Source organism: Arthrobacter sp. Y3221114, from assembly GCF_059092625.1.
In genome coordinates, this window is sequence record NZ_JBNHHW010000001.1 from 605,592 (window position 1) to 631,726 (window position 26,135).

The 26,135-nt window shown below is 67.5% G+C and carries 17 protein-coding genes and 2 tRNA genes; 4 read left to right on the forward strand and 15 right to left on the reverse strand.

The features are described 5' to 3' along the window. Positions 1-7: 7 nt before the first annotated feature. The 5 genes from ileS to AC5RV3_RS02825 form a co-directional block, all read right to left on the reverse strand. Entirely contained in the window at positions 8-3,298 is a 3,291-nt protein-coding gene (gene ileS, locus AC5RV3_RS02805) for an isoleucine--tRNA ligase (protein WP_494120813.1), read from the reverse strand. A gap of 474 nt (positions 3,299-3,772) precedes the next feature. Further along, positions 3,773-5,482 carry an HNH endonuclease gene (locus tag AC5RV3_RS02810; RefSeq protein ID WP_494120814.1) on the reverse strand — a complete coding sequence of 570 codons (1,710 nt, stop codon included), beginning with the start codon at positions 5,480-5,482 and terminating at the stop codon, positions 3,773-3,775. 157 nt (positions 5,483-5,639) lie between these two features. Next, a complete protein-coding gene (locus tag AC5RV3_RS02815) occupies positions 5,640-6,383 on the reverse strand; it encodes an SDR family oxidoreductase (RefSeq protein ID WP_494120815.1) in 744 nt (247 codons plus the stop codon). A 95-nt stretch (positions 6,384-6,478) separates the two neighbouring features. Beyond that, positions 6,479-6,790 (reverse strand): hypothetical protein, encoded by a 312-nt coding sequence (locus AC5RV3_RS02820; RefSeq protein ID WP_494120816.1) that lies wholly within the window; start codon positions 6,788-6,790, stop codon positions 6,479-6,481. A gap of 231 nt (positions 6,791-7,021) precedes the next feature. Next, complete coding sequence (locus tag AC5RV3_RS02825) at positions 7,022-7,390, reverse strand: DUF488 domain-containing protein (protein ID WP_494120817.1); 369 nt, start codon at positions 7,388-7,390, stop codon at positions 7,022-7,024. Positions 7,391-7,527: 137 nt separating this feature from the next. On the opposite strand from AC5RV3_RS02825, the gene valS reads away from it, so the two are divergent. Further along, positions 7,528-10,152 (forward strand): valine--tRNA ligase, encoded by a 2,625-nt coding sequence (gene valS, locus AC5RV3_RS02830; protein WP_494120818.1) that lies wholly within the window; start codon positions 7,528-7,530, stop codon positions 10,150-10,152. A gap of 422 nt (positions 10,153-10,574) precedes the next feature. Here the strand turns inward: valS and AC5RV3_RS02835 are convergent, their stop codons facing one another. The 10 genes from AC5RV3_RS02835 to AC5RV3_RS02880 form a co-directional block, all read right to left on the reverse strand. Beyond that, positions 10,575-11,195, reverse strand: a complete 621-nt coding sequence (locus tag AC5RV3_RS02835) for a mycothiol-dependent nitroreductase Rv2466c family protein (RefSeq protein WP_494120819.1) — start codon at positions 11,193-11,195, stop codon at positions 10,575-10,577. Between the two features lie 135 nt (positions 11,196-11,330). Beyond that, positions 11,331-12,623, reverse strand: a complete 1,293-nt coding sequence (clpX, locus tag AC5RV3_RS02840; RefSeq protein WP_494113658.1) for an ATP-dependent Clp protease ATP-binding subunit ClpX — start codon at positions 12,621-12,623, stop codon at positions 11,331-11,333. Between the two features lie 58 nt (positions 12,624-12,681). Further along, the gene (gene clpX, locus AC5RV3_RS02845) at positions 12,682-13,974 is read right to left on the reverse strand and encodes an ATP-dependent Clp protease ATP-binding subunit ClpX (protein ID WP_493977441.1); all 1,293 of its coding nucleotides are present in this window, start codon (positions 13,972-13,974) and stop codon (positions 12,682-12,684) included. Between the two features lie 200 nt (positions 13,975-14,174). Next, complete coding sequence (locus AC5RV3_RS02850) at positions 14,175-14,846, reverse strand: ATP-dependent Clp protease proteolytic subunit (RefSeq protein ID WP_493977440.1); 672 nt, start codon at positions 14,844-14,846, stop codon at positions 14,175-14,177. 40 nt (positions 14,847-14,886) lie between these two features. After that, entirely contained in the window at positions 14,887-15,501 is a 615-nt protein-coding gene (locus tag AC5RV3_RS02855) for an ATP-dependent Clp protease proteolytic subunit (protein ID WP_493987525.1), read from the reverse strand. Positions 15,502-16,005: 504 nt separating this feature from the next. After that, positions 16,006-17,463 carry a trigger factor gene (tig, locus tag AC5RV3_RS02860; protein ID WP_494120820.1) on the reverse strand — a complete coding sequence of 486 codons (1,458 nt, stop codon included), beginning with the start codon at positions 17,461-17,463 and terminating at the stop codon, positions 16,006-16,008. 54 nt (positions 17,464-17,517) lie between these two features. After that, positions 17,518-17,590: transfer RNA gene (locus AC5RV3_RS02865), tRNA-Pro, on the reverse strand. 138 nt (positions 17,591-17,728) lie between these two features. Then, positions 17,729-17,799, reverse strand: a tRNA-Gly gene (locus tag AC5RV3_RS02870). A 265-nt stretch (positions 17,800-18,064) separates the two neighbouring features. Next, positions 18,065-18,964, reverse strand: coding sequence for an Fpg/Nei family DNA glycosylase (locus AC5RV3_RS02875; protein ID WP_494120821.1), 900 nt, complete (start codon positions 18,962-18,964; stop codon positions 18,065-18,067). Positions 18,965-18,978: 14 nt separating this feature from the next. Continuing rightward, complete coding sequence (locus AC5RV3_RS02880; protein ID WP_494120822.1) at positions 18,979-19,452, reverse strand: ribose-5-phosphate isomerase; 474 nt, start codon at positions 19,450-19,452, stop codon at positions 18,979-18,981. A 151-nt stretch (positions 19,453-19,603) separates the two neighbouring features. Here AC5RV3_RS02880 and glsA point away from each other — a divergent pair, with 151 nt between their 5' ends. The 3 genes from glsA (at position 19,604) to pepN (ending at position 26,013) form a co-directional block, all read left to right on the forward strand. Then, positions 19,604-21,388, forward strand: coding sequence for a glutaminase A (glsA, locus tag AC5RV3_RS02885; protein WP_494120823.1), 1,785 nt, complete (start codon positions 19,604-19,606; stop codon positions 21,386-21,388). A 188-nt stretch (positions 21,389-21,576) separates the two neighbouring features. Then, complete coding sequence (locus AC5RV3_RS02890; RefSeq protein ID WP_494120824.1) at positions 21,577-23,199, forward strand: glycosyltransferase; 1,623 nt, start codon at positions 21,577-21,579, stop codon at positions 23,197-23,199. 261 nt (positions 23,200-23,460) lie between these two features. Then, positions 23,461-26,013, forward strand: coding sequence for an aminopeptidase N (pepN, locus tag AC5RV3_RS02895; protein ID WP_494121021.1), 2,553 nt, complete (start codon positions 23,461-23,463; stop codon positions 26,011-26,013). Positions 26,014-26,135: the final 122 nt, after the last annotated feature.

Here is a 26,135-nt window from a genome sequence, read left to right on the forward strand (position 1 = left end):
TGCCCCTTCAGGATCCGGCTTTTTCCACGGACACGGCGTCGCCGTCCCCGGCCACCAGGACGAGGTCCACGGTGAGGGTTTCCTGCGAGACCAGCCCCTGGTGCAGGGTCAGCGCGTCCAGGACGGACTGGTCCGCCGTCACCGTGGTGCGGATGCGGTCGCTGACCACCAGGCCGGCGTCCTTGCGTGCCTGCTGGATGGCGCGGACGTAGTCGCGGGCCACGCCCTCGGCCTCCAGTTCGGCGGTCACGGCGGTATCCAGCACCAGGAACCCGCCGCCGGGGAGCATGGTGACGGCGGCGCCGGCCGCTGCGTCCCCGGCCACGACGGTTTCCAGTGAGTACTCCGACGGTTCCAGCAGCAGTCCCCCGGCGGTGACGACACCGGCGTCGTCCACTGACCAGTCACCGGACTTGGCGGCCTTGATGGCCTGCTGCACGTTCTTGCCCAGCCGTGGGCCGGCGGCACGGGCGTTGACCACCAGCCGCTGCGAGATGCCGAACTCTTCCGGGGCGGCGTCGGCGGCGTCGATCAGCCGGACGGACTTGATGTTCAGCTCGTCCTGGATCATCACGGCGTACTGGCCGGAGAGCCGTTCGGCGCCCGGAACCACCACGGTCAGCGAGGCCAGCGGCAGCCGTACGCGCAGGTTCGCGGCCTTGCGCAGGCTCGAGCCGGACGAGCAGATCTGCCGGGTGGTGTCCATCAGCTCCACCAGTTCGGCCAGCTGTGGGAACGCGCCGGCGTCGGGCAGGTCGGTCAGGTGGACCGAACGCCCGCCGGTCAGCCCGCGCCAGATCTCCTCGGTGACCAGCGGCAGCAGCGGTGCGGCCACGCGGCACACCGCCTCCAGCGCCGTGTAGAGCACGTCGAACGCGTCGCGGTCCTCGTCGAAGAACCGCTGGCGGGAACGGCGGATGTACCAGTTGGTCAGCGTGTCCAGGTAGTCGCGCAGCGCGTCGCAGGCGCCGGAGACGTCGTAGGCGTCCAGGGCCGCCGTCATGTCGCGGACGAGGTCCCCGGTGTTGGCCAGGATGAACTGGTCCAGGGACTCCATGGCCTTGATCCGGTCGGTGTCGCCGAGCACGGAGACGGCCTCATGGCCCGCCCCGTTGTTCGCGGAGTTGGTGTAGAGCTTGAAGAAATGCCAGACGTTCCACAGCGGCAGCATCACCTGGCGGACGCCGTCGCGGATGCCCTGTTCGGTGACGATCAGGTTGCCGCCGCGCAGGATCGGGGAGGCCATCAGGAACCAGCGCATGGCGTCGGAGCCGTCGCGGTCCAGGACCTCGGACACGTCCGGGTAATTGCGCAGGCTCTTGGACATCTTCTGCCCGTCGGAGCCGAGCACAATGCCGTGGCTGATCACGTTGCGGAAGGCCGGGCGGTCGAACAGCGCGGTGGCGAGCACGTGCATGGTGTAGAACCAGCCACGGGTCTGGCCGATGTATTCGACGATGAAGTCAGCCGGGTTGTGGCTGTCGAACCAGTCCTTGTTCTCCATCGGGTAGTGCACCTGGGCGTAAGGCATCGAACCGGAGTCGAACCAGACGTCCAGCACGTCCTCCACGCGGCGCATCATGGATTGGCCGGTCGGGTCGTCCGGGTTGGGCCGGACGAGCTCATCGATGAACGGGCGGTGCAGGTCGACCTCGCCGTCGTGGTTGCGCGGCAGGGTGCCGAAGGCTTCCTCCAGTTCGGCCAGCGAGCCGTACACCTCGCGGCGCGGGTACTCCGGGTTGTCCGATTCCCACACCGGGATGGGCGAACCCCAGAAGCGGTTGCGGCTGATGGACCAGTCGCGGGCGTTCTCCAGCCACTTGCCGAACTGGCCGTCCTTCACGTTTTCCGGGATCCAGTTGATCTGCTGGTTCAGCTCGACCATCCGGTCCTTGAACTTGGTCACCTCCACGTACCAGGAGGAGATGGCGCGGTAGATCAGCGGCGTGCGGCAGCGCCAGCAATGCGGGTAGCTGTGCTCGTAGCTGGCCTGGCGGACCAGCCGGCCTTCGGCCTTCAGCACGCGGGTGATCGGCTTGTTCGCCTCGAACACCTGCACACCGGCGATCTCGGCCAGCGGGCCCTCGGCGAAGTAGGGCAGGAACTTGGCGCCCTCGTCCACGGAGACGATCACGGGGATGCCGTTGTCTTCGCAGACCTTCTGGTCGTCTTCGCCGAACGCCGGCGCCTGGTGGACCAGGCCCGTGCCGTCGGTGGTGGTCACGTAGTCGGCCACGACGATCTGCCAGGCGTTCCCGGTGCCCCACTTCCCGGCGTCGGCGTAGTAGTCCCAGAGCGGCTCGTAGCGAAGCCCGGCCAGCTGGGAGCCCAGGTACCGGGCCGACACCGCATCGGTGGCGGCAGCCGCGTCGTCGTACCCCAGGTCCTTGGCGTAGGAGCCGAGCAGGTCCTCCGCCACCAGGAACTTCTCCCCCGCGGCCTGCGTCCCGTTGGGGCCGGCCGGCAGCACCGCATAACTGATCTCCGGCCCGACGGCGAGGGCTGCGTTGGTGGGCAGCGTCCACGGCGTGGTCGTCCAGGCGAGGGCATTGACGCCGGCAAGCTCCGCCGCCAGCGCGTTGTCCGACCCGTCGGCGCGGATCGGGAAGGTGACCGTGACCGTCTGGTCCTGGCGCATCTTGTAGACGTCGTCGTCCATCCGCAGCTCGTGGTTGGACAGCGGCGTCTCGTCCCGCCAGCAGTAAGGCAGCACGCGGAAGCCCTGGTAGGTCAGTCCCTTCTCGTGCAGCTGCTTGAAGGCCCAGAGGACCGACTCCATGTACTCGACGTTGAGCGTCTTGTAGTCGTTCTCGAAATCCACCCAACGTGCCTGGCGGGTGACGTATTCCTGCCATTCGTCGGCGTACTTCATCACAGAGGTGCGGCAGGCGTCATTGAACTTGTCGATGCCCATGGACAGGATCTGCTGCTTGTCCGTCATGCCCAGCTGCTTCATGGCTTCCAGCTCGGCCGGCAGCCCGTGCGTGTCCCAGCCGAAGCGGCGCTCCACCTTGTGGCCGCGCTGCGTCTGGTAACGGGCCACCAGGTCCTTCACGTATCCGGTGAGCAGGTGGCCGTAGTGCGGCAGGCCGTTGGCGAAGGGCGGGCCGTCGTAGAAGACGAACTCGTTGCTGCCGTCGCTGCCGGCATCGCGGGCATCGACGGAGGCCTGGAAGGTATCGTCCTGCTGCCAGTATTTGAGCACCAGCTCCTCGATCTCGGGGAACTTAGGCGAGCTCTCGGCAGCGGCAGCGCCGGCGGTGGAAGCCTTGGGATAGATCTGTGGCATGTTCGTCATCCTGAAAAGACAGCTCGGCAAGTGTGGGTACTTCTGCGAGGACGTGTCCTGCTCCGGTGCCTCCGGTGCGGCTGGAAAGCCACACCGTGCTGCCGGGGCGGAACCCGCGGTACCACCTCACTTGCTGGCCTGATGCGCCGGAACCGGCGCAAAGGGACAGCCACTCATTCGCTGCTGTGACGGGCATACCCGTCCGGTTCTACTGGGCCCAGGATGTTGGCCTGCGCTGTTCTTCCGGAAGCTCACCGGTGATGGCCGGGTCAGTGCTGATGACTCAAGTTTACGGCCACGGCGGCGCGGCTGTCGAAACGCGGCGAAAAGCCGGCATCGTTCCCGGACCGTTTGTTCGTCCGGTGGGTGGCCAACGCGTCCGTGCACCACCTGCCGCTCACTCGTGAAGCGACGTCAGGCCTCCAATCAACGCCAACGTCTGGCCCGAACGTCTGGGCCCAGACGGGTGCTGCTGTGCCGTCCTCAGAAGGGTGGCGGGCTGTCATCCGGGGGTCCCTGTTCTTCCCGGTTCTCTTGCATGTTCTCCTCCCCGGCTTCCTGCGCGTTCGCGGCGGCTTCCTGTCCATTCCCGGTGGCAGCTTCATGCCCGTCCGCGGCGGCGGCTTTGTGTCCGTCCGCAGCGGCAGCTTCATGTCCGTTCACGGCGGCGGCTTCATGTCCGTTCCCGGCGTCCGTGGCGGCTGCTTCATGCCCGTCGGCAGCGGCGGCGTTTCGGCTTCTGGGTATTGTCGGGTCGGTGAGTGACCAACCGTCATCGGGGGTGGTGCTGTGGGTGTGGCCGGAGCGGGTGATGAAGCGCAGCGTCCCGTCGGGGTCCTGGGTGACGGCAGTGCCGCCGTGGTGTTTGGTTTTGTGCCCGGGTCTGCATCTGGCACTGAGGTTTTCGAGGACGGTTTTGCCGCCGTCTTCCCAGGCGATGGTGTGGTCAATGTCGCAGTGGTCGGCGGGGACGGTGCAGCCGTAGTCGCGGCAGTGGCGGTCGCGCAGCCGGACGAAGCGTTTGAGCCATTCGGGCGGGTGGCGCAGGTCTTTCGCGGCGGCGGCTGCCTTGCCGTAGTCGTCGGTGAGCACGATCAGCCAGGACTTGGCCAGCGCCGCAAGGTCGCGGGTTATGCCCGGCGGGATGGGCCCGTAGCCAGTGAGTTCACCGGGTTCTTCGGAGAGCCGCAGCAAGGTTGCAAGGGGCGCAGTCACAGCGACGGACGCGGTGACGTTCCCGGCCCCGCAGATGCACGGCCCGCACATTGCCTGTCTGGCGGCTGGTTCGGCGGTCGCCTCTGCCAATGCCGTTGCGGCAGCGGTGCCGCTCCCTTGGACCGTGGCCCCGGGCTGAAAGGCGTGGTCGGGGTAGCGCAGGAGCATGTCGGTGAAGACATCGGCGCGGAGCTGGCCGAGGGAGCGGGTCTCGTCGACGGTCTGCAGTTTCCTGGCGTGGGCCTGCATCAGGTTGTAGGCCAGCATGGCCTTCTCCGCCGACGTGCGGATGTAGAGTTCGGCCATTCCATCGTCCTGGGGCTGGTACTGCACGGTCCGGTGTTCCATCGCGGCCCGGTGCCGGGTTTCGAGGGGTTCGGGGTGCAGCCGGTCGCGGGCGGTGCGGGCACGGGCCTGAACGGATTCCAGCGTGATGGTCCCGGCGCCGGGAACGACCTTGGCCTCATAGTCGGCCATGACGGTCGGCGTCAGGTCCATGCCTTTCCTGGCAATCGCCACGGCCCTGGACATATCAATTTCTCCAGCGTCCAGGGCAGCGAGGGTGGTGGGCAGGTACGTGCCGATCTGTTGCGCGTCGGCCAGTTCGGCAGCGGCCCGCTCGCGACGCACTGCCAGAATAGGTGCGAGTTCGGCGGCGGCGTGGCGGGAAATCCCGTCCGGCGCCCCGGCATCGGCTCCGGTGGCCGGGCGCAGCAGCGCCATGCGGTGCACGGCTCGCAACCGCCGCGACTGGGTCCACGCCTCATGCTTGCGGACCGCTTTGAGGTACTCCAAGGCTGACCAGTCGTCCAAGGTTCCCGGATCCGTTCCGGTGAGCAGACCGGCCAGTTCCGCCGGACCCAACTCCTGCCAATCCTCCGCCCACAACTCACGGGCGGGGACACCGCCGTCGGGCAGGGCAGGAATGCCGGATTGTTCCTCCGGCTCCTGTGCCTCGTCCAACGGTTCCGCTGCCATTCTTCAACGCTACGCACCGCGCATCACGGGTAGAACGGATCTTCGACGTAAGTGCAAAACTGCCGGCCGCTGCACGCCTGTGGAGGGAGGGTCGGCATGGTTAGAGGACAAGCCGCGCTTCTGGAGAACGAGAGAGGGTTTATCGTTCCCGCTCTTATTACTTCCGGATCAATTTGTGGGCGGCGGCCTGTGCCACCGGACGCATGACGATCTGGTCTAGGTTTATGTGATGCGGCAGGTTGAGCGAGTAGGCCACGACGTCGGCGACGTCCTGGGCCAGCAGCGGTTTCTCCACACCGGCGTAGACGTTGTCGGCCGCCTGCCGGTCACCCCCGAGCCGGTTCAGCGAGAACTCCTCCGTCTGCACCAGGCCCGGGAGGATGTCGATCACGCGCACGTTGTGTTCCGCTTCTTCCAGGCGCAGGGTGCCAGCCACCGAGTGCTGGGCGAACTTGGCGGCCACGTAGCCTCCGCCGCCTCCGTACGCCACCAGCCCGGCCGTCGACGTCAGCAGCACGACCGAGCCTTCACCGTTGTCGCGCAGGGCCGGAAGAAACGCCTGGATCATCCGCAGCGAGCCGAGGACGTTGACCTCGTACATCTTCTGCCAATCGGCCGGCTTTCCTTCGGCTATGGAATCCACCCCAAAGGCGCCACCGGCGATGTTCACCAGCGCGTCGATCCCGCCGTCGGCCAAGACCGTCGTTGCGAGCCGGTCCACTGAAGCCTGGTCCGTCACGTCCGCGGGCACGGCGACGGCGCCGGTCTCCTGGGCGAGGGCGGTCAGCCGGTCGGCGCGGCGGGCGACTGCCACGACGTCCCACCCGGTGTTCCGCAGCGCCCGCACGGTGGCTGCCCCGATACCCGAACTTGCTCCGGTGACTATTGCGCGCCTGGTCATGAATCACAGCGTACCGGCCGGAGGCAGCGGTACTGAGGCAATGCCGGGCTGGCTGGTTTGGTCGCGTTTCGCGGTGTCGGTCGCTCTGTCGCGTTTCAGCGCGTGATGGTGAGCGGCTTCACGGGGATCGCGCAGGCGGCCCTTTCCAGTTGGACGACGGCGACGGTCGCGACCCGGTTGTTCCGGCCGGTGTCATCGCACCAGTCGACGTTGCAAGGCAGCGCCGTCACCGAGGCATTGCCGGCCGCCCCCTTGGAGGGGACCGTAAATGTATAGGTGAAGCCGCCGCCGTCGTTCATCGGAGCGGTTTCGTGAACGACTTCTGCACCGGAAGCATCTGTCACGATCACTTCTATCTGGGCGTCACTGCCGTAGCGCGGGTCACAGTCGGCGTCCGGCGCTGACACCGTTACAGCCTGCCCTGAGATCGCCTCCGCAGGGCTCACCGAGTACTCCGGCGGGAGACACGGCGGTGCAACGAGCCCGGGGAAAATCCCGCAGCCCGCTATGGAACCGCCCAGAAGCGCCGCGCCCACCAGGGCCAGGACGGCACCGCGCCATGTGCCACGGCTCCCGGCTCGAGTCACCCGCACTCGCGGGCCGCCGACACCAGGCAACTCCCCATCCGCCGCGGCATGTCAGCCGGATTCCCCGCCAAGTTCTTCCAGGATCAAGTCCCGCAGCACAGCCGCCTGATTGTGCGTCTCATCCTTGGCGCCGTAGAGAAGGCAAAGCTTTGGATGCTCGCAGGCGAGTTCCACCAGACGCTTCAGCGCCTCGGAACCGTCCAACTCCTTCCGGTACGCCACGGTAAAAGCATCAAATTTCTCCGGCCGGTGGCTGAACTCCTTGCGCAGCTCGGCCGAGGTTCCCGCCTCTTTCAGCCAGAGGTCCACACCGGCGCCGTCCTTCTTGATGCCCCGCGGCCAGATCCGGTCCACCAACACCCGGTAGCCGTCGCCGTCGTCCGCGGGTTCGTAGACGCGCTTGATGTGAACGTTCGCCATGGCCGCATCCTACGCATCGCGCGCCTTGGCGGGTAGGCCGGGCCCCTGCCCGGCTCTCGGGCGGCCGGGGCAACGGGGTGCTGCACCGCCGTCGTGCAGAATCTTCATTCCGTGCCCGGCATGAAAGAATGGCCAGCATGGCAGAACATACCCCGGGCACAGACACGCCCGTTACCGTTAACGTTCCCGACAAGCCCGCCCTCGAAGGCCTTGAGGACGCCCTGACCCGGCGCTGGCGCGAGGAGGGGACCTACAAGTTCAATCCCGAGACCACGCGGGAGCAGGTCTACTCGATCGACACTCCCCCGCCGACGGCTTCGGGCTCGCTGCATGTGGGACACATGTTCTCCTACACCCAGACCGATGTGCTGGCCCGCTACCAGCGGATGCGCGGCAAGAACGTGTTCTATCCCATGGGCTGGGACGACAACGGCCTGCCCACCGAGCGCCGGGTGCAGAACTACTACGGCGTCCGCTGCGACCCGTCGGTGGCATATGACCCGGACTACCAGCCGCCGGCCACGCCCGCGAAAAACCAGCGCGATTTCGACGTCGTCTCGCGCCGGAACTTCATCGAGCTCTGCGAGACCCTGGCTGTGGAGGACGAGAAGGTCTTCGAGAACCTCTTCAGCACCCTGGGCCTGTCCGTGGACTGGGAACTGACCTACCGGACCATCGACGACGTGTCCCGCTCCGTTTCCCAGCGCGCCTTCCTGGCCAACCTGAACTCCGGCGACGCCTACATGGCCGAAGCACCCACGCTCTGGGATGTCACGTTCCGCACCGCCGTGGCGCAGGCCGAGCTCGAGGACCGGGAGATGCCCGGCGCCTACTACCGCTACGCCTTCGAAACCGCCGACGGCGAAAAGGTCCACATCGAGACCACCCGTCCCGAGCTGCTGCCCGCCTGCGTGGCATTGGTGGCCAACCCCGACGACGAGCGCTACCAGAAGCTGTTCGGCACCACCGTGAAGTCCCCGCTGTTCGGCGTGGAGGTGGAGGTCAAGGCGCACCCGCTGGCCAAACCCGACAAGGGCGCCGGCATTGCCATGGTCTGCACCTTCGGCGACCTGACCGACGTGACGTGGTGGCGGGAGCTGCAGCTGCCCACCCGCTCCATCGTGGGCCGCGACGGCCGCATCCTGGCCGACACTCCGGAGTGGATCACCACCGAGGAAGGCAAGGCGAACTACGCCGAGCTGGCCGGCAAGACCGTCTTCTCCGCCAAGGAGAAGATCGTGGAGCTGCTGTCCGAGGCCGGTCAACTGGACGGCGAGCCGCAGAAGATGACCCACCCGGTCAACTTCTACGAAAAGGGCGACAAGCCGCTGGAGGTCGTCACCTCACGGCAGTGGTACATCCGCAACGGCGGCCGGGACGCGGACCGGCGGGAACGGCTGATCAGCCGGGGCCGGGAGATCGAGTTCCACCCGGCGTTCATGCGCTCGCGCTACGAGAACTGGATCGAAGGCCTCAACGGCGACTGGCTCATTTCCCGCCAGCGCTTCTTCGGCGTGCCGATCCCGGTCTGGTACCCGCTGGATGCCTCCGGCAATCCCGACTACGACAACCCGGTGGTGCCCTCCGACGAAATGCTGCCGGTGGACCCGGCCGCGGACCCTGCCCCGGGCTACGAGGAGTCGCAGCGCAACCAGCCCGGCGGCTTCATCGGCGACGCCGATGTGCTCGACACCTGGGCCACCTCGTCGCTGTCGCCGCAGATCGTGGGCAAGTGGAGCCGGGACGAGTCGTTCTTTAACAACGTCTTCCCGTTCGACCTGCGGCCGCAGGGCCACGACATCATCCGCACCTGGCTGTTCTCCACCGTGGTGCGCGGCGACGCGCTGAACAGTTGCGCGCCGTGGAAGCACGCGGCGCTCTCCGGCTGGATCCTGGACCCTGACCGCAAGAAGATGTCCAAGTCCAAGGGCAACGTGGTGGTCCCCACCGACGTGCTGGACCAGTTCGGCGCGGACGCGGTGCGCTACTGGGCGGCTTCCGCGAAGCTGGGCGCGGACACCGCCTACGAGGTCGCGCAGATGAAGATCGGCCGCCGCCTGGCCATCAAGCTGCTGAACGCCTCCAAGTTCGTGCTGAACCTGGGCGCCACCGAGGCTTCGGTGCTTGCAGACGACGACGCCGTGGTCACCAATCCGTTGGACAAGTCGCTGCTGGGCCAGCTGGCCGAGGTGGTGGAGACCGCGACGGCCGCGTTCGAGAAGTACGACCATGCCCGCGCCCTGCAGGTCACCGAAAGCTTCTTCTGGTCCTTCACCGACGACTACGTCGAGCTGATCAAGGACCGTGCCTACGGTGCCTCGGGCGAGGCGGAGCAAGCCTCGGTCCTGGCCACCCTGGCCACCACGCTGGATGCCCTGCTGCGTCTGTTCGCACCGTTCCTGCCCTTCGCCACCGAAGAGGTCTGGAGCTGGTGGCGTGCCGGTTCGGTGCACCGCGCCGAATGGCCGACGACGGCGGGGCTCGCCCCGACTGCCTCCGCCGCCGACACGGGGCTGCTCGGAACGGTCGGCCAGGCGCTGGGCGGCATCCGCAAGGCGAAGTCGGAGGCCAAGGTCAAGCAGCGCACCGAGGTCCTCACCGCGACCATCACCGGGTCGGCCGCCCAGGTGGCCCAGCTTGAGGCCGGGCTCGGTGACCTGAAGGCCGCCGGCAATGCCCGCGAGATCCTGCTGAGCGAGGCCGAGGGTGAACTGACGGTCGCAAAGGTCGAGCTGGCGGCCGCCGAGGCCCCGGCCGAGTAGCCGCGGTTTCCGGCCGGCCGTGTAGCAGGCCTTAGGCCGTTCGCTAGCCGGTACCAGGCCGTTCGGCAACCGGTTCCGGCCCGTTAACGAGGGGAAGCCCCATCAGCGTTTAGCCGTTGGTGGGGCTTCGACTCTTTGATCCAAAGGTGACGCTTTGGGTCTCGCGAACTCCGCCGATCTTCAGGTCTTCCGAGCCTCGTCACAGGCTGGCAGTTTGTGGAACTTGTCCACTACTTGTCACTGAATCTTTGGTGTTCGGTCCCGCATCTTTTGGGGGATGCGTATAGATATTTATACTCCTGCGCAAGCCGACACGCCATAGTTTTGCGAAATTGTTTTCCGCAACCACGGCGTGCCGGCCGGCGGCGTTACGGGTCCCGCGGACGACCTCCGCATGAGGCGCCCGGCCGGACCCATACCGATCAGTCGAACTCGGGGCTGGTCGTCCGGGAGCGCTTGATCTCGTAGAAGTACGGGAAGTCGGCCAGCGCCACGGCGCCGTCGAAGATCTTTCCGGCGGTTTCGCCGCGCGGGATGCGGGTCAGCACCGGGCCGAAGAAGGCCGTGCCGTTGAAGGCCACGACGGGGGTACCGACCTCGTCGCCCACCTTGGAGATGCCTTCTTCGTGGCTGGCGCGCAGCTGCTCGTCATATTCGTCGGAGGTGGCGAAACGAGCAAGATCGGCGGGCAGGCCGACTTCTTCCAGCGCGGCGGCCGTCACGGACTCATAGTCCTTGTTGCCCTCGTTGTGGATGCGAGTGCCCATGGCGTCGTAGAGCTTCCCCACGTAGGCGTCGCCGTGCAGTTCCCGGGCGGCGATGATCACGCGGACCGGGCCCCAGGCCTTCTTCAGGAACTCCTTGTACTCCTCCGGCAGCTCGTCGCGGCCGTCGTTGAGCACGGCCAGGCTCATCACATGCCAGTCGACCTTGACGTCGCGGACCTTCTCCACCTCCAGCATCCAGCGGGAGGTGATCCAGGCGAACGGACAGGCCGGATCGAACCAGAAATCAACGGTCGACGGTGCAGCGCTTTCAGACATACGGCAAAAGCTCCTTCAGAAGGACTGGTTATACGTACTGTTGTGGGTAACCGCCCCGCCGGCGGTTTTGTTCCGCCGACGCGGCAGGCGCCGATGCGGCAGGTACCGTGCAGCGGCGCCCGGATACGGGGACGGTCAGGCGGAATCGCGGCGGCGGATGGCCTCGACGTCGTGCGGGATGAGGGTGGGGTCCGCCCCGGCCAGGACCGTCTCCGCGGTAATCACGGCGGTGGCGATGTCATCGCGGCCGGGCAGGTCGAACATGATCGGTTGCAGCGTTTCCTCCATGATCGCCCGCAGGCCACGCGCGCCGGTGCCGCGTTCCAGGGCCAGGTCGGCCACCGCTTCCAGTGCGTCCTGCTCGAAGGCCAGCTCCACGCCATCCAGCTGGAACATCTTCTGGTACTGGCGGATCAGCGCATTCTTCGGCTCCGTGAGAATACGGATCAGCGCGGGCTTGTCGAGTTCGGCCACGGTGGTGATCACCGGCAGGCGGCCAATGAATTCGGGGATCAGCCCGAACTTGAGCAGGTCTTCGGGCATGACTTCGCCGTAGTTGTCCTGCTGGGCGACGACGTCCTTGAGCGGGGCGCCGAAGCCGATGCCCTTGCGTCCGGCCCGGGAGCCGATGATTTCTTCCAGACCGGCGAAGGCGCCGGCGACGATGAAGAGGATGTTGGTGGTGTCGATCTGGAGGAACTCCTGCTGCGGGTTCTTCCGTCCGCCCTGCGGCGGCACCGAAGCCACGGTCCCTTCCAGGATCTTCAGCAGGGCCTGCTGCACGCCCTCACCGGAGACGTCGCGGGTGATCGAGGGGCCGTCGCTCTTGCGGGTCACCTTGTCGATCTCGTCGATGTAGATGATGCCCTGCTCGGCCTTCTTGATGTCGTTCCCGGCTGCCTGGATCAGCTTGAGCAGGATGTTCTCCACATCCTCGCCCACATAGCCGGCTTCGGTCAGCGACGTGGCGTCCGCCACCGCGAACGGCACATTCAGCTGGCGGGCCAGCGTCTGGGCCAAGTAGGTCTTGCCGCAACCGGTGGGGCCGATGAGCAGGACATTGGATTTGGCGATTTCCACGTCCTGGAGCCCGCCGGCGGCAGTCAGGCCGGCGTTGCCCGGGGCAGCGTGGCCGGAGCGGATGCGCTTGTAGTGGTTGTACACCGCCACCGCCAGTGCACGCTTGGCCGGTTCCTGGCCGATCACGTACTCCTGCAGGAAGCCGAAGATCTCACGGGGTTTGGGCAGCTCCAGCAGTTCGGAGGCAGCACCGGCGCCGAATTCTTCCTCCAGCAGTTCGTTGCACAGCCCGACGCATTCGTCGCAAATGTACACGCCGCCGCCGGCGATGAGCTTCTTCACCTGCTTTTGGCTCTTTCCGCAAAACGAGCAGGTGAGCAGCTCTGCGCTTCCGGCGGTCCGGGCCATAGTGTGTCCCCTTGTCTGGTCCTCGATCGATCGTCCGGTGGTCCGGAACAGTGCAGTGTCAGGCCGACTTGTTCCGGCGCTTGGCGACCACGTCGTGGGAGATCAGCGCCGGTTCCGCCTTGTTCAGCACCACGTCCGCGGTGATCACGACGGAGGCGATGTCCTCGCGGCTGGGCAGGTCGAACATGACCGGCTGCAGCGTCTCTTCGATGATCGCACGCAGCCCGCGGGCCCCGGTGCCCCGTTCCAGCGCGAGGTCCGCCACGGCCTCCAGCGCCTCCTGCTCGAAGCTCAGCTCCACGCCGTCCAACTGGAACATCTTCTGGTACTGGCGCAGCAGGGCGTTCTTCGGTTCGGTCAGGATCTTGATCAGTGCCGGCCGGTCCAGGTTGGACACAGTGGTGATCACCGGCAGGCGGCCGATGAACTCCGGGATCAGGCCAAACTTCAGCAGGTCTTCGGGCATGACCTCGCCGTAGCTGTCTTTCTCCCCCGCCGCGTCCTTGAGCGGGGCGCCGAAGCCGATGCCCTTGCGGCCTGCCCGCGAACCGATGATCTCCTCCAGCCCGGCGAAGGCGCCGGCGACGATGAACAGCACGTTCGTGGTGTCGATCTGGATGAATTCCTGGTGCGGATGCTTCCGGCCGCCCTGCGGCGGCACGGACGCGACCGTGCCCTCGAGGATCTTCAGCAGCGCCTGCTGGACGCCTTCACCTGAGACGTCGCGGGTGATGGAGGGGTTCTCGCTCTTGCGTGAGATCTTGTCGATCTCGTCGATGTAGATGATGCCCTGCTCGGCCTTTTTCACGTCGTAATCGGCGGCCTGGATGAGCTTGAGCAGGATGTTCTCCACGTCTTCGCCCACGTAGCCGGCCTCGGTCAGCGCCGTGGCGTCCGCGACGGCGAACGGGACATTCAACCGGCGGGCCAGCGTCTGGGCCAGGTAGGTCTTGCCGCAGCCGGTGGGGCCGATCAGCAGGATGTTGGACTTGGAGACCTCCACGTCCTCCAGCGGGCTGGCATCGGAGAGGTTGGCCGTTCCCTTGGGCGCATGCCCGGACTGGATCCGCTTGTAGTGGTTGTAGACCGCCACTGCCAGCGCGCGCTTGGCGGGCTCCTGGCCGATCACGTATTCCTGCAGGAAGTCGAAGATCTCCCGCGGCTTGGGCAGTTCGAAGCTGCCCAGGTCCGACACCTCGGCCAGCTCCTCCTCGATGATCTCGTTGCAGAGCTCGATGCATTCGTCGCAGATGTACACGCCGGGGCCGGCGATCAGCTTGCGGACCTGTTTCTGGCTCTTACCGCAGAAAGAGCACTTGAGCAGGTCAGCGCTCTCACCTATGCGAGCCATATCCGTCCCCTTACTTGGTCTACGTCGGCAGCTTGCCGCGGCAGCCGCGCCGCCCGACTATTGCCGGGCAGGCGCTGCGCTGCCGAGGCCAGCTGACAACAACTCTAATTCACTGCGCCGACAGTTTCAGTAACAACACTGCCCGTGGTGCGGTATGACGCGCCACGGGCAGTGCAGGCATTGACACTATTTTACGATACTTACTTGGTGATCGCCGGCTTGTGGATCTTGCGGGAATCGAGCACCTGGTCGATCAGCCCGTATTCCAGGGCGCCCGCGGCCGTGAGGATCTTGTCCCGCTCGATGTCCTTGTTGACCTGCGCGGCGTCCTTGCCCGAATGCATCGCCAGCGCGTCCTCCAGCCACTTGCGCATCCGCATGACCTCGTCGGCCTGGATCTGCAGGTCGGAGGCCTGGCCGTGCTCGCCGCCGCCCAGCGCCGGCTGGTGGATCAGCACGCGGGCGTTCGGCAGGGCCAGCCGCTTGCCCGGCGTCCCCGCTGCCAGCAGCACCGCCGCGGCGCTGGCCGCCTGGCCCAGGCACACGGTCTGGATCTCCGGACGGATGTACTGCATGGTGTCGTAGATCGCGGTCATCGCGGTGAACGACCCGCCGGGCGAGTTGATGTAGATGGTGATGTCGCGGTCCGGGTCGGTCGACTCAAGGACCAGCAGCTGGGCCATAACGTCGTCGGCGGAGGCATCGTCGACCTGGACGCCCAGGAAGATGATGCGGTCCTCGAACAGCTTGGTGTAGGGGTCCTGGCGCTTGAAGCCGTAGGGCGTGCGCTCCTCGAACTGGGGCAGCACATAGCGGTTCTGCGGCATGTTGGCGGCGAAACCGCCGGCAGCGGCACCGAAGTTGTAGTCCATGAGATTCTCCTGCTTGTATTCGGGTCGGTGGCGCGTGGGCTCAGGAATCCTGGGAGGCGGAGCCGCTTTGGGTCCCGCCGCCGCCGGAAACGCCGCCGGCGTGGGCCGAAATCTTGTCGAAGAAGCCGTAGGCCAGGCCTTCCTCGGCCGTGAACCACTTGTCGCGGTCGTTGTCGATCAGGATCTGCTCCACCGACTGGCCGGTCTGCTCCGCGGTCAGCTCGGCCATGACCTGCTTCATGTGCAGGATCAGCTCGGCCTGGATCTTGATGTCAGACGCCGTGCCGCCGATGCCGCCGGACGGCTGGTGCATCAGGATGCGTGCGTGCGGGGTGGCGTAGCGCTTGCCCTTCGTGCCCGAGGAGAGCAGGAACTGGCCCATGGAGGCCGCCAGGCCGGTGGCCACGGTCACCACGTCGTTCGGAATGAACTTCATGGTGTCGTAGATGGCCATGCCGGCGGTCACCGACCCGCCAGGCGAGTTGATGTAGAGGTAGATGTCCTTCTCCGGGTCCTCCGCGGAGAGCAGCAGCAGCTGCGAGCAGATGGCGTTGGCGTTCTCGTCGCGGACCTCGGAGCCCAGCCAGATGATGCGCTCTTTGAGCAGGCGGTTGTAGATGTAGTCTTCGCGGCTGGCCGCATCGACCGAAGCCATTCTCGGAGTGGCGGATTCATTCGACATGCTGAAATACCTCTCGCTTCTTCCCCGGGCACTACCGTCACCGGTGGCCCTAAGGTCGTTTACCTACTTGGACAGTAACGTGTTCCGCTGCCCGATTCCTCCCGCACGGCGCGCTGTTCGCTGACGGCGCATCAGGCCTGTGATGGCGCGGGAAAGCGCTCTGCCTCCAGCAGAAATAACGACGGCGGAGCCCCCTTCGGCGGGCACACCATGCCCGGGCGAGGGCCCGGTTCCACCGGCACGCCCGCCGCCGCTCCTCTTGTGAAAGCGGGCCCGTTTCCTCCGGCACCGTCACCGCCGACTATGGAGGGAAACCCGCGCACCGGAGCCGGGCGCCGGCGTCGTCCGTAGGAGTTAAGTCGTCCCGTGGGAGTTGAAGCGTCAGACCGCTGGTCCCCACCCGTGGAGGTTAAAGCGGCGGACCGCCGGTCCCCCGTGAAGGGGATCCGGCGGTCCGTCCGTGCGGCAGTTTGCTGCCTACTTCTTGTCTGCTTCGGCCGGAGTTTCCTCGGCGGCCTCTTCGGCAGCGTCGGTGTCCTCGATCGACTCGGTGTCGGCAGCGTCCGCTTCGGCTTCTCCGGCCTCGGCGTTGGCGGCTTCGGTCTCGGCGGCCTGGATCATGTCTTCGACGTTGGGCTCTTCTTCGCCGGCGGGGCGGACGAAGTCGCTCAGGTCCACCTCGGCACCGTTGGTGTCGGTGACCTTGGCCAGCTCCAGCACCTTGGCCAGGGCCTTGCGGCGGCGGACCTCGCCCACCATCATGCCGACCTGGCCGGACTGGTCCAGCAACTGCGCGAACTGATTCGGATCCATGCCGTACTGTCCGGCGGAGGACACGATGTAGTCGATGAGCTCGGCCTGGCTGACGCCCAGCTCTTCCTTGTCGGCCACGGCGTCCAGCACGATTTCGTTGCGGAAGGCCTTCTCGGTGTTCTCGCGGACCTCGGCGCGGTGCTCCTCGGTGTCGTGGTCTTCACCGTGGCTGTTCTCCGGGCGGAAGTGCTGTTCCATCTGCTCTTCGACGACGGAGTCCGGAACCGGAACCTCGACCAGTTCCATCAGCTTGTCCAGCACCTTGTCGCGGGCCTCGACGCCCTGCTCCATGACCTTGGCATCGGCGGCCTGCTTGGCCAGGTCTTCCTTCAGCTCGGCAATGGTGTCGAACTCGCTGGCCAGCTGGGCGAAGTCGTCGTCGGCCTCGGGAAGCTCGCGCTCCTTGACGGCCTTGACCTTCACGGTGACCGTGGCGTCCTCGCCGGCGTGCTCGCCGCCGGCCAGCTTGGTCTCGAACGTGGCGTCCTCGCCGGCGCTCAGCGCGGTCACGGCCTCGTCCAGGCCCTCAAGCATGGTGCCGGCGCCGACCTGGTAGGACAGGTCCGCGGCGGAGTCGACCTCTTCGCCGTCCACCGTGGCGGACAGGTCCATGGTGATGAAGTCGTCGGCAACGGCCGGACGGTCAACGGTCTTCAGGGTGCCAAAGCGGCCGCGCAGGTCGTCGAGCGCCTTCTGGATGTCTTCCTCGGAAGCCTCGGTAGCTTCGACGGTGACTTCGAGGCCGGAGTACTCGGGCAGCTCGATTTCGGGGCGGACGTCCACCTCAACGTGGAAGGCGAGCTGGCCCTCGGTGGCGGCCGGGTCGGGAACCTCGGTGATTTCAACCTCGGGGCGGCTCAGCGGGCGGATGCCGGTCTCTTCGATGGCGCCCTGGTAGAAGCCGTTCAGCCCCTCATTAATGGCCGTCTCGATCACGTAGCCGCGGCCCACGCGCTGGTCGATCAGCTTCGCCGGAACCTTGCCCTTGCGGAAGCCTGGAACCTGGATCTGGCTCGCGATGGTCTTGTACGCCGCGTCGATGCTGGGCTTGAGTTCCTCAAAGGGGACCTCAACATTGAGCTTGACCCGGGTAGGGGTGAGGTTTTCGACAGCGCTCTTCACAGCGTTAGAACTCCTGATAGCTATTGGGGTTAAATCTGCACCAAGAATACAGAGTCGGGGCGACAGGACTCGAACCTGCGATCTCCTGCTCCCAAAGCAGGCGCGCTAGCCACTACGCTACGCCCCGTAGTGCACACGCAAGTCTACGGGCATTCGCGGCCTGCTGCACAATCACCGTGCAACCGGACGCCGCTGACACACGTCGCATGACTGCATCGGCTGCGAACAGAAAAGGCGGCCCGTGCTGGGCCGCCTCCCTGACGCGAGGGGATGACGGGAATCGAACCCGCGTAATCAGTTTGGAAGACTGAGGCTCTACCATTGAGCTACATCCCCGAGGACGATGAAACTTTAGCACGAGGGCGGGCCCGTTCGACAAATCGGGCGGGCGCCGCGACGCGGCGACCATGCGCCTCTACCCCGACTCCTCCATGGCAGGGTTAATCGCCGAGGGCAGGGGCTATAGACCCTGCCCTCGCAGATAAACCCTGCCCGCGCCGAAAATTCGGGTGGGCAGCGTGGACGCGCCGCGGCGTAGGCGGGCAGGCTGCGGCACGACGAACCAGGCCTGCAGCAAGCCGGCGGCCTCGGCCCGAACGCTTCAGGCCCGCTGGCAGGCCGGGCACCAGTACAGGTTGCGGGCGGCCATCTCCGTCACGGCGACCGGTGTGCCGCACAACCGGCACGGCATCCCCTGCCGCTTGTACACGTAGTGCGCGTTGTCCGGCCAGACCGGCAGCGACCGGCCGGCGTCGGCATCGCGGTGTTCGGGGCGGGTGGTGATGATCTTGCCGTCGCGGACCCCGTCGCTCATGACCTCCACGATGTCCGCCCACAGCAGCCCCGCCTCCGCCGGCGGGACCTGTTGGCCGGGCAGCCACGGGTTCAGGCCACGGCGGAACAGGGTCTCCGCCCGGTAGACGTTGCCGACCCCGGCCACCACGTTCTGGTCCATCAGCAGCTGTCCCACCGCGGTGCGCTTCGAGGTCAGCCGGCGGACGAATTCGGCACCCCGGTCCGCCACATCCTGCAGCGGGTCCGGTCCCAGCCTGCCGACGACGGCGGACGCCTCCTCGGGCGTGAGCACCTCGCAGGCGGTGGGGCCGCGCAGGTCGGCCCAGCCGTGGTCGGAGACCAGCCGGACGCGCACCTGGCCCACCGGCTCCGGCGGGCCGGCGTAGGCAACCGGAGCACCGTCGTCGTACGTTTCCTGCTCCCCCACCCGGCGCGGCGCCCCAATGCTGGAGGCGCCGCGGAAGGTCTCATCCCCGCCGAAGCTCCACGCCCCGTAGAGGCCCAGATGGACGCGCAGGACGAGGCCGTTGTCGAAGTCCAGGAAGAGCTGCTTGCCGTGCGCGCGGGCGGCCAGCAGCCTCGCCCCGTCGAGCCGGGCGACGCCGGCGGCGAACCGGCCCTGCGGGCTGGAGACGGCCAGCCGCTCGCCGGCGAAAACGTCCTGGAACTGGCGGGCCAGGCGGTGGACTGAATGGCCTTCGGGCATGAGCGGTTCCCGGATCAGGCGGGGACGTCGCCGGTGGTCTCGTAGGACGCGATCTTGCCGATCCGGCGGACGTGGCGCTCGGCGTGGGAGAACGGCTCGGCCAGGAACGCCTCGATGATGGCGGTGGCTTCCTCCACGCTGTGCTGGCGGCCGCCGACGGCGACGACGTTGGCGTCGTTGTGCTCGCGGGCCAGCTTGGCGGTGTCCAGGTTCCAGGCCAGCGCGGCCCGGATGCCCTTGACCTTGTTCGCCGCGATCTGTTCGCCGTTGCCCGAGCCGCCGAGCACGATGCCCAGCGCCTCCACCCCGGCGGACTGGTCTTCGACGACGGCGAGCGCGGCGCGGATGCAGAACGAGGGGTAATCGTCCTCCGGGTCGTACGCGGTGGGACCGTGGTCGACGACGTCGTGGCCCTGGCCGGCCAGGTGCTCGATCAGGTGGTGGCTCAGGTCCAGGCCGGCGTGGTCGGTGGCAATGTGAACGCGCATGTACGGGTCCTTCTGTGGCGTGCGGGGAGGAAGAATGGCGGCTTCCAGCCTACTGGAGCAGGGCCGGTGACGCGTCTTCCCCCGGCCATCCACCGCAGCCCGGCGCGCCGCTCCCCTATCGGGCCGCGCCCGCCGTCGATAGTGTGCCCCTATGGAGCCAGTGATCAGTGACTACCTTGAGTCCGTCCTTGCCGGTCTTGCCGGCAACACCGACGGGTCCCTGGCCGGCGATCCGGAAGAGCTCGGGGTCGAGGATCCCGATCTGCTCGCGCTGAGCATGACCATGGCCGACGGACGCACCTACGAGGCCGGCGATACGCGGTCCGAATTCTCCATCCAGTCGATCTCCAAGCCCTTCACCTACGCCCTGGCGCTGGCCGAGCACGGCTTCGAGGACGTGCGGGAGAAGATCGACGTGGAGCCGTCCGGGGATGCCTACAACGAGATCAGCCTGGAAGCGGATACCGGCCGGCCGCGCAACGCGTTGATCAACGCCGGAGCCATCGCCGCCTCCGCCCTGGTGGTTGACCGCTACGGTGACGAAGCCTTCGAGCGGCTCCGCGCGACCTATTCGGCCTACGCCGGACGCGACCTCGGGATGGACCGGAAGGTGTACGAGTCCGCGCTCCGTACGGGTGACCGCAACCGGGCCATCGCCTACCTGCTGAAGAGCCAGGGCGTGATCGAACACGACACCGAGGCCGCCCTCGACCTGTACTTCCGGCAGAACGCCATCAGCGTCACCTGCCGCGACCTGGGCATCATGGCGGCCACCCTGGCCAACCGAGGGGTCAACCCGATCACGCGCGAGGAGGTCCTGACGCCCCGGATAGCCGAGCACGTGCTCAGCGTGATGACGACCTGCGGCATGTACAACGACGCCGGCGACTGGGTGGCGGGCATCGGGTTGCCGGCCAAGAGCGGGGTCAGCGGCGGCATCCTGGCGGTGCTGCCCGGCCAGCTGGGGCTCGCCGTCTTTTCGCCGCGGCTCGACCAGCACGGCAACAGCGTCCGCGGCACCGAGGCGTGCCGACAACTCTCGGCGGAACTGGGACTGCACTTCATCCATGCCGCCCGCAGCGCCCGGTCCACTATCCGCTCCGACTACGACCTGGCCGGAAAACCGTCGCCACGGGTTCGCCCCGCGCCGGAGCTGGCCGTGTTGGCCGAACACGGGCACACGGTGCGGTTCCTCGAGGTCCACGGCGACATGCTTTTCCCGGAAGCGGAAACAGTCATCCGGATGGCCGCGGACCTGGCCGCGACGCATGAGGTCCTGGTGATCGACATCAGCCGGCTGGACGAGCTCGGCAGCCGCACGAAGACCATGTTCCTGCGGCTGCAGGCAACCTCGGATCCCTGCCTGCTGATCTTCGTGGACCCGTCCCGGTTGCTGTCCGCGGAAGAGGCCGGCACGGGCGACCGGCCGACGGCGTTCCCGTCCCTGGACGCTGCCGCCCAGTGGTGCGAAAACCGCCTCATCGACCGATACGGAGAACAGCCGGCGGCCGGCGGGCGGCTGCAGTTGCAGGATCACCCGGTGGTCGGCTCCCTGCCCGCCGGCGCCCGCGAGACGCTCGCGGGGTATCTGGAGCGGCGGACGTACGACGACGGCGCGGCCATCGTTTCAGCGGGCGAACCAGGGGCAGGCCTGGTCCTGGTCATGGAGGGGCAGGCACGCACGGCCGCCACCGATCCCGGGGACAATCACGCCGCCCGGTATTTCTCGGCCGGAACCAGCTTCGGGGGCCTCGGCGGCACTCCGCCCCGGACCCACGTGCAGGCCGAGGGGAAGGTCATCGTGGAGGTACTCACGCCGGAGGGCTATGCGCGCCTGCGGCAAGACGCCCCGGGCACCGCCCTGCTCTTGGCCGAACGGCTGCTGGAAACCGCGGCGGAGCAACACGACCTCGCCGTGGCGGCCGCCCAGGGCTGACCGGCGGCGCGGCCGAGAGACGCTGACCGGCGGCGCGCGCAGGACTGACCGGCGGCGCGGCGCGCACGAACTGACGGGCGGCGCGGCCGACAGAGACGCTACCGGCGGCCATCCCGCCGTCGTCCGCCCCTTTACTAGCGCCCGGCTGGCCGCAACAATGGCGGCATCCCTGACGACAGGATGCCATCGTGCCGCTCACCGTCCACTTTCCCGTCAACACCCTGGCGCTCAAGCGCGGCGGCCTGGTCAAAGCGGTGCGCACCCGGGCCAACACGCTGGCCAGGAACGGGGCGGCCGAACAGGTCTGGATCGAGGTGTTGGGCCTGCAGCACCGGCTCGCCAGCGACGTGGCCGGCCTCAAGGCGGACGGCCATCTGCATCCGGGTGTGGGGGTCCGCAGCGTCCTGTACGGGTTGGATCCGAGACCCGGGACGGATACCCGCCAACCGGTCCGGCCTCCGCCCGAGGACGACTATGACATCGTGCCGGTGGGCAACTCCGGGCTGGCCTTCGGGTACTTCCGCGACGGAATCCAGGACTGTTACGTGCGGTTCCACCCCGAAGGCACGGTGGCCGCCGTCGAACAGCTTGCCCCCAACCGCGCGCGGCTTCGCCGGGAGGAGATGGACGAACAGGGCCGCCTGGTGCTGGTCCAGCATTTCCAGGAGTCGTCCAAGACGCCCACCGCCCAGCGCCTGATCGGCCGCGACGGCCGCTGCTTCCTGACCATCACGCACCATCCCGGCTCGCCCAAGTGGGGGCGCAGCTACCTGTTCGACGGCGTGGCCCGCGACGACGGCGATGCCCTCACCTTTGCGGACCCGGGCGAACTCTACCGGCACGCCTTCGAACACCTGCTGGCCGGAGAAGACGCGCCGGTACTGACCTCGGAATTCCGCGAGAACCTGAATAACCTGCCCGGCCGGAACCTGGACGATGTGGTCGGCAGCGTCAGGCATCCGAACCTGCGGCGCATCGCCGCCGTGCACAGCAACCACCTGGAGCCGCCGTACGTGGTTGGATCCGGTGTCAGCCGCAACTGGCGCCGGCTGTTGGACAACCTGAACGCCTGGGACGGGGTGGTGCTGCACACCGATGCGCAGCGCGAAGACATCGCCGCCGAGTTCGGCCACGCCGACCGGCTTCACACCATCGGCCAACTGGCGCCGCCGGAGCAGCCGGCGCGGGCGGGACAGCCCGGGCAGCCGGCGCGGGCGGAAGCGCCAGGGCAGCCGGCGCCAGGGCAGCCGGAGCCGGAGCACGCCACCGATCCGAACCGGCTGGTGATGGTGGCCCGGCTGCACCCGAAGAAACGGGTCGACGAGGCGATCCGGGTCTTCGCCCTGGTGCACGCCTCCAACCCCCGGGCGCGGTTGGAGGTCTTTGGCTTCGGTTACGGCGACGAGGAGGAAGGAGCGGTCAAGGCGCTCATCGACGAACTGGGCGTCGGCGCCGCGGTCAGCTTCCCGTCTTTCACCAACAGCCCGGCGGACATCTACGCCACGGCGTGCGCCACGGTGCTGACGTCCGCGTCCGAGGGCTTCCCGCTGATCCTGCTGGAGAGCATGTCCTTCGGCGTGCCGGTTGCCGCCTACGACGCAAACTACGGCCCCCGCGATGTGATCCGACACGGCGAGAACGGCTTCCTGGTGCCCTTCGGCGAGCGGCAGGCGCTGGCCGAAGGCATCCTGGCGCTGATGCGCGACCAGGAACTGCGCTCGCGGTTCTCCCGTTCCAGCCGCGAAACCCTGCAACGCTTCGACGAACCCGGCTATATCTCCGCCTGGACCAAGGTCCTCGCCGGCGGCTGAGCCCTCCCGCGGCGCTTGGCCCCGGCTCCGCGCCACGGACGCCGGACGCCGGCCATGCGTCGGCCCGCGGGCATGCGTCGCCGGCCGCCTCCGCCCGCAACTATTCGCCTTTCTTGGCGCAACTGCTGCGCGCCACCCCGCTGCGGTGAGACAATGGCCACATTGTGCAAGGGTTGTTTCATATCGGCGTCCCGTCACGCACACCGTCCGGTCCCGCCCAGCCGGGACACCTAAGTACTTCTGGAGGCGAACTTGCCAGGTTTGAATCTCACCCGTGACGAAGCGCGCGCCCGCGCCGAACTGCTCCGCGTGGAGTCGTACGACGTCACGCTGGACCTCACCCGCGGCGAGAAGGTCTTCGGCTCGCGCACCGTGGTCACGTTCACCGCCACGCCCGGCGGCTCCACCTTCATCGACGCCGTCACGGACACCGTCCGCTCGGTCACGCTCAACGGCAAGGCACTGGATCCGGCCGAGGTCTCCGACGGCGTGCGCATCCAGCTGCCGGACCTGGCGGAGCACAACGTGCTGGAGATCGACGCCGACGCGCTCTACATGAACACCGGCGAGGGCCTGCACCGGTTCGTGGACCCGGTGGACAACGAGGTCTACCTCTACAGCCAGTTCGAGGTCCCGGATTCGCGCCGCATGTTCGCCGTCTTCGAGCAGCCGGACCTGAAGGCGGCCTTCCGCTTCACCGTCACCGCGCCGTCGCACTGGGACGTCATCTCCAACTCCCCCACCCCGGCGCCCCGGCACGTGGGGTCGACGGACGACGGCGGTGCGGCCGCGACCTGGGCGTTCGAGCCCACCCCGCGGATCTCCTCCTACATCACGGCGCTGATCGCCGGCCCGTACCAGTCCGTGCGCAGCGAGCTGACCAGCTCCGACGGCCGCACCATCCCGCTGGGCGTGTTCGCGCGCAAGTCGCTGATGCAGTACATGGACGCGGAGAACATCTTCACCCTCACCCGGCAGGGCTTCGAGTTCTACGAGCAGCAGTTCGGCACCCCGTACCCCTTCGCCAAGTACGACCAGCTGTTCGTCCCGGAGTTCAACGCCGGCGCCATGGAGAACGCCGGCGCGGTCACGTTCCTGGAGAACTACGTGTTCCGCTCCCGCCCCACGAATGCCATGGTGGAGCGCCGGGCCATCACCGTGCTGCACGAACTGGCGCACATGTGGTTCGGCGACCTGGTGACCATGCGCTGGTGGAACGACCTGTGGCTGAACGAGTCCTTCGCCGAATTCATGTCCACGCTGGCCGCCGCCGAGGCCACCGAGTACAAGGGCGCCTGGACCACGTTCGCGTCGATGGAGAAGTCCTGGGCCTACCGGCAGGACCAGCTGCCCTCCACCCACCCGATCACCGCGGAGATCAAGGACCTGGAGGACGTGCAGGTCAACTTCGACGGCATCACCTACGCCAAGGGCGCCTCCGTGCTGCGCCAGCTGGTGGCCTGGGTGGGCCAGGAGGAGTTCATGGCCGGCGTCCGCGAGTACTTCGGCAAGCACGCCTGGGCCAACACGGAGCTGGCCGACCTGCTGGGCGAACTGGAAACCTCCAGCGGCCGCGACCTGAAGGACTGGTCCGCCAAGTGGCTGGAGACCGCCGGCGTGAACACCCTGCGCGCGGAGATTTCCACCGACGACGACGGCGCCATCACCTCGTTCGCCATCCTGCAGGCCGCGCCGGACGGCTACCCGACCATCCGCCCGCACCGGCTCGCCGTCGGCTTCTACAACCTGGACGACGCCGGCAAGCTGGTGCGCACCCACCGCGAGGAACTCGATGTGGACGGCGAGCGCACCGAGGTGCCGCAGCTGGCCGGGCTGGACCGTCCCGCGCTCGTGCTGCTTAACGACGACGACCTGGCCTACGCCAAGATCCGGCTGGACGAGGTGTCCCTGGCCACCTCCAAGGCCCACGTGAAGGACTTCACCGCTTCGCTGCCGCGCACCCTGGTGCTCGGCTCGGCCTGGGACGCCACCCGCGACGGCGAGACCCCGGCGCGCGAATACGTGGAGCTGGTGCTGAACAACATCGCCTACGAGACGGACTCCTCGGTGGTGCTGGTGCTGCTGCGCCAGCTGGCCACCACGCTGACCTTCTACGTGAACCCGGACGACCGCAAGCGGCTGACCATCGCCGCCGCCGACCGGCTCTGGGAGCTCGCCGGAGAGGCGGCCGAGGGTTCCGACTCGCAGCTGCAGTTCGCCAAGGCCTTCGCCGTGCACGCCCAGACCGCCGGGCAGCTGGACACCGTGGCCGCGCTGCTTTCCGGCGAGCGCACGCTGGAGGGGCTGACCGTGGACGCCGACCTGCGGTGGGAACTGCTCACCTCGCTGGTGGCCGGCGGCCGCTTCGGCCAGGCCGAGATCGACGCCGAACTCGAGCGGGACCAGACCGCCACCGGCCAGCGCGCCGCGGCCCTGGCGCAAGCCGCCATCCCCACCGCCGAGGCGAAGGCGGCAGCCTGGGAGTCCGTCGTCGTCAAGGGCGAACTGCCCAACGCCACCCAGCAGTCGGTCATCGCCGGCTTCACCCGCGTGCATGACACCACGCTGCTGGAGCCCTATGCCGCCAAGTACTTCGACGCCATCGAAGACATCTGGAACACCCGCACGCACGAACTCTCGCAGCAGATTGTCGTCGGCCTGTACCCGTCGCAGCTGTCCACCCAGGCCACCGTGGACGCCACGGACGCGTGGTTGGAGTCCCTGGCGGACCGCTCCCCCGCCCTGCGCCGCCTGGTGCTGGAAAACAAGGACGGCATCGTCCGCGCCCTGAAGGCCCAGGCCGCCGACCGGTAGCCCGAAAAGCCTCGTCTCACACCGACCCGCTGCCCGCCGAAGCACCCGTTTCGGCGGGCAGCCCCGTTTCCGCACGGTGCCCGGACACGAGGGTGCGTTCTCCCGCCGTTCACCGGCACGCC

Coding starts and splice junctions, on each gene's coding strand:
- ileS (WP_494120813.1), bottom strand. CDS start 3,298: ATGACGAACATGCCACAGATCTATCCCAAGGCTTCCACCGCCGGCGCT.
- AC5RV3_RS02810 (WP_494120814.1), bottom strand. CDS start 5,482: ATGGCAGCGGAACCGTTGGACGAGGCACAGGAGCCGGAGGAACAATCC.
- AC5RV3_RS02815 (WP_494120815.1), bottom strand. CDS start 6,383: ATGACCAGGCGCGCAATAGTCACCGGAGCAAGTTCGGGTATCGGGGCA.
- AC5RV3_RS02825 (WP_494120817.1), bottom strand. CDS start 7,390: ATGGCGAACGTTCACATCAAGCGCGTCTACGAACCCGCGGACGACGGC.
- valS (WP_494120818.1), top strand. CDS start 7,528: ATGGCAGAACATACCCCGGGCACAGACACGCCCGTTACCGTTAACGTT.
- AC5RV3_RS02835 (WP_494120819.1), bottom strand. CDS start 11,195: ATGTCTGAAAGCGCTGCACCGTCGACCGTTGATTTCTGGTTCGATCCG.
- clpX (WP_494113658.1), bottom strand. CDS start 12,623: ATGGCCCGGACCGCCGGAAGCGCAGAGCTGCTCACCTGCTCGTTTTGC.
- clpX (WP_493977441.1), bottom strand. CDS start 13,974: ATGGCTCGCATAGGTGAGAGCGCTGACCTGCTCAAGTGCTCTTTCTGC.
- AC5RV3_RS02850 (WP_493977440.1), bottom strand. CDS start 14,846: ATGGACTACAACTTCGGTGCCGCTGCCGGCGGTTTCGCCGCCAACATG.
- AC5RV3_RS02855 (WP_493987525.1), bottom strand. CDS start 15,501: ATGGCTTCGGTCGATGCGGCCAGCCGCGAAGACTACATCTACAACCGC.
- AC5RV3_RS02875 (WP_494120821.1), bottom strand. CDS start 18,964: ATGCCCGAAGGCCATTCAGTCCACCGCCTGGCCCGCCAGTTCCAGGAC.
- AC5RV3_RS02880 (WP_494120822.1), bottom strand. CDS start 19,452: ATGCGCGTTCACATTGCCACCGACCACGCCGGCCTGGACCTGAGCCAC.
- glsA (WP_494120823.1), top strand. CDS start 19,604: ATGGAGCCAGTGATCAGTGACTACCTTGAGTCCGTCCTTGCCGGTCTT.